A 4,267-nucleotide genomic window follows, 5' to 3' on the forward strand; every position below is an offset into this window, starting at 1 on the left:
GCCGCGAACACCGGCTCCTGCTCCCACAACCTCAAGCCCATACCAACCCACTGCGCACCCTGCCCCGCGAACACAAACACCGGCCGCAACCCCGACACCGAACCAACACTCCCGCTCACCACACCCGGCGCCTCCCGGCCCGCCGCAGCCGCTGCCAGACCCGCCACCAGCTGCTCGCGGTCGTCGCCGACCACGGCCAGGCGGTGGGAGAACGCCGTGGTCCGCGTCACCGCCAGGGAGAACGCCAGGTCCTTGGCCGCCACCTCCGGACGCGCCGCCACGAACTCCGCCAGCCGACCCGCCTGCGCGGCCAGCGCCGCACCGGACCGCGCCGACAGCACCCACGCCACCGGACCCGAAGACTCGGACTCCTCCCGGACATCGGCGTCCTGGGCAGGCTGCTCAAGGATCAGGTGCACGTTGGTGCCGCTGATCCCGAACGCCGACACACCCGCACGACGCGGTCCCGAACCGGCCGGCCACTCGCGCGGCTCGGTCAGCAACTCCACCGCACCGGCCGACCAGTCCACATGCGTGGACGGGGCGTCCACGTGCAGGGTCTCGGGCAGCATCCCGTGCCGCATCGCCTGCACCATCTTGATCACGCTGGCCACACCGGCAGCAGCCTGGGTGTGCCCGATGTTCGACTTCACCGAACCCAGCAGCAGCGGCCGACCCTCAGGCCGATCCTGGCCGTAGGTCGCCAGCAGCGCCTGCGCCTCGATCGGGTCACCGAGCGAGGTGCCGGTGCCGTGCGCCTCCACGACATCGACATCACTCGCCCGCAGCCCGGCGCTGGCCAGCGCAGCCCGGATCACCCGCTGCTGCGACGGACCATTCGGCGCCGACAGACCATTGCTCGCACCGTCCTGGTTGATCGCACTGCCTGCCACGACCGCCAGCACCTGGCGCCCGCGAGCGCGGGCATCCGACAGGCGCTCCAGAACCACTACGCCGACGCCTTCGCCCCACCCGGTCCCGTCAGCGGCGTCCGCGAACGGCTTGCACCGACCGTCGGCAGCAAGGCCTCGCTGCCGCGCGAACTCCAGGTACGCACCGGGGGTGGCCATGACGGTGACGCCGCCGGCCAGCGCGATCCCGCATTCGCCGGAGCGCAGCGCCTGCGCCGCCAGGTGAATCGCCGTCAGCGAGGACGAACACGCCGTGTCGATCGATACGGCCGGACCTTGCAGCCCCAGCGAGTACGCCACCCGGCCCGAGGCCACGCTCGCCGTGGTCCCGGTCATCCCGTAACCGCCGGCACCGTACTGTCCCCCGACTCGGTAGCCGGAGGTGATGATGCCCGCGTAGACACCCGTGTCGGTGCCCCGCAGCGAACCCGGCTCGATGCCGGCGTCCTCCAGTGCCTCCCAGCAGGTCTCCAGCAGCAGCCGCTGCTGGGGGTCCATGCCCAGCGCCTCACGCGGACTGATCCCGAAGAACTCCGCATCGAAGTCACCGGCGCCATCCAGGAAGCCACCCACCCGGGCATAACCCGCGCCCTCATCATCACCGGAATCGAGGTCGGACAGACCCGTCACGTCCCAGCCGCGGTTCGACGGGAAACCCGTCATCGCGTCGGAGCCTCCGGCGACCAGCTGCCAGAAGCCCTCCGGGCCCTCGGCTCCGCCCGGGAAACGGCAGCCGATTCCCACGATCGCCACCGGCTCGTCCGTGCCGACACGGACGGCCGGCACAGCGGTCTCCCCGACGGCCTCGGCAGTCCCGCACGCCTCGGTCACCAGGTGCCGGGCGAGGTCAAGGGGGACGGGGTAGTCGAACACCAGGGTGGCGGGCAGGATCAGGCCGGTCTCCGCAACCAGTCGGTTGCGGAGCTCCAACGCGGTCAAGGAGTCGATGCCCATCTCGCGGAAGGCCCGCTGGGGATCGATGTCCCCAGGGCTGGCATGGCCCAGAACGTCGGCGACAGTCGCCCGGACGAGCTCCAGCACCTCCTGCTCGCGCTCGGCGGAGCTGAGCGCGGCCAACCGGCCCGCCAGGCCACCGGCGTTCGCGGCCGCAGCCACGGCCGCGGTCGGGCGGGCGGGCGCACCGGCCACCAAGCCGTGCAACAGCGCGGGCAGTTGACGTCCAGGGCGTGACAGCGCGGTCAGGTCCAGCAGAGCCGGAACCGCCAACGGTGTGCCAAGCGTGGTGGCGGCGTCGAACAGGGCCAGGCCCTGCTCGGTCGTCAGTGGCTGGATGCCGCTGCGGCGCAGCCGGGTCAGACCCGCGCCCTCCAGGTGCCCCGTCATCTCCGAGGCCTGGGCCCACAGACCCCAGGCCAGCGACTGGCCGGCCAGGTTCCGCTCGCAGCGGTAGGCGGCCAGCGTGTCCAGGAAGGCGTTGGCGGCGGCGTAACTCCCCTGCCCCGGGCTGCCCATGACAGCCGCGGCGGAGGAGTACAGGACGAAGCCGGCCAGGCCCGCGCCCTCGGTCAGCTCGTGCAGGTTCCACGCCGCGTCGGCCTTGGCCGCCAGCACCGGCGCCATCCGCTGCGGAGTCAGCGACTCCACGGTGGCGTCGTCGATCACACCCGCGGCGTGCACCACCGCGGTCAGCGGCCGCTCAGCCGCGATCCGCGCCACCACCGACGCGAGGCCGTCGCGGTCGGCGGCATCACCGGCCTGCACCCGCACGCTCGCGCCCGACTGCGCCAACTCGGCGACCAGGCGGGCGACTCCGGGCGCATCCGGACCGCGACGGGACATCAGCGCCAGGTGCCGCATCCCACGGACATCCACCAGGTGCCGGGCCAACTCCGCGCCCAGCGTCCCGGTTCCACCGGTCACCAGGACGGTGCCCTGCGGGTCCCACTCGGCGGGCACAGCTCCGGGCTCCTCCGTCCCGGCCCGGGCCAGCCGTCGGCCGAACGCCACCACACCCTCACCGTCAGCCGCGGGACGGATGCGGACCTCGGGCTCGTCCACAGCCAGCACCGCAGCCAGGACGGTCTCCACGGCGATGTCGTAGGCGGGGTAGAGGGCCGCCGACGGGTCGACGTCGACCAGCAGCAGACGACCCGGGTGCTCGGACTGCGCCGAGCGCACCAGACCCGCCACCGCCGCGCCGACCAGGTCCTGGCCGACGGCCACGCCCTGGGTCCAGATCACCAACCGCGAACTCTCGGTTGCGGGGTCGGCCAGCCACTCCTGCACCCAACCCAGCACCGTCGCAGCAGCCTGCTGGGCCGCCTCCGGCGCCGAAACCCCGAACGGGGGGACCGGAACCGTAGCAACGACCACCGGCGCCGGCTCGGAGCCGGTCGGCTGGCCGTGCCGCGCCCACTGTCCTGCGACGGCCGCAGCCTGCACCGGCAGCGGGACCCAGTCCACCGTGAACAGCGACTGGCGCACCTGACGACCCGACCCGGTGAGCTGACCCGCCAGAACCTCACGCATTGCCAGCGACCGGGCCTCCAGAACCGGCTGACCGGCACTGTCGAACGCGGTCACCGAGACGCCGCCCGACTCACCGGCCAGCACCACCCGCAGCTGGCGCGCACCGCCGGCCAGCAGTCGAACGCCCGACCAGGCGAACGGCAGCCCCGTCCCCCCGCCACTGCCATTGCCATTGCCAGTGCCAGTGCCAGTGCCAGCGGCCAGGAGGCCGTGCAGGGCAGCGTCGAGCAGCGCGGGGTGCAGGCCGAACCCAGCGACATCCGCTTCCGCGGCCTCGGGCAGCTCGACCTCGGCGTAGACGGTGTCCCCGGCGCGCCAGACCTGACGCAGACCCTGAAAGGCCGGCCCGTAGCCGTAACCACGCCGAGCCAGCTTCTCGTAGGCGTCGTCGACCGGTACCGACTCCGCACCCTCCGGAGGCCAGACGGCCAGCGGGGCGGGGGCCGACTCACGGCCGGCGGGGGCCAGTACGCCGACGGCGTGCCGAACCCAGTCGCCGTCCCCCTCGCGGGAGGAGATCGTGACCGTTCGCGGACCGTCCTCGCCGTCGGTGACGCGGACCTGTAGCTGCACGCCACCGGAGCCGGGCAGGAGCAGCGGCTCCTGCAAGGTCAACTCCTCCAGCACGCCACAACCGGCCAGGTCACCGGCGTGGACCGCCAGGTCCACGAACGCCGTACCAGGCAGCAGAACCGTGCCGTGCACCGCATGATCGGCCAGCCACGGCATCGCCGACAGCGACAGCTGACCCGTCAGCACCAGCCCATCGCCCTCGGCCAGCCACACCGCCGCCGCCAGCAACGGGTGCGCGTCGCGCTGCAAGCCGATCGACGAGGCGTCGCCGCGCCCGGTGACGGGCTTGGGCC

At 73.0% G+C, this 4,267-nt stretch carries 1 protein-coding gene; it reads right to left on the bottom strand.

What is annotated here, in order from left to right; all coding sequences use genetic code 11:
* On the bottom strand, window positions 1–4,267 hold a 4,267-nt coding region (locus ABD329_RS47320; protein ID WP_344318197.1), incomplete at both ends, for a type I polyketide synthase.

The sequence above is a fragment of the Streptomyces javensis genome (assembly GCF_039525925.1).
GTDB classification, from domain to species: Bacteria; Actinomycetota; Actinomycetes; order Streptomycetales; family Streptomycetaceae; genus Streptomyces; species Streptomyces asiaticus.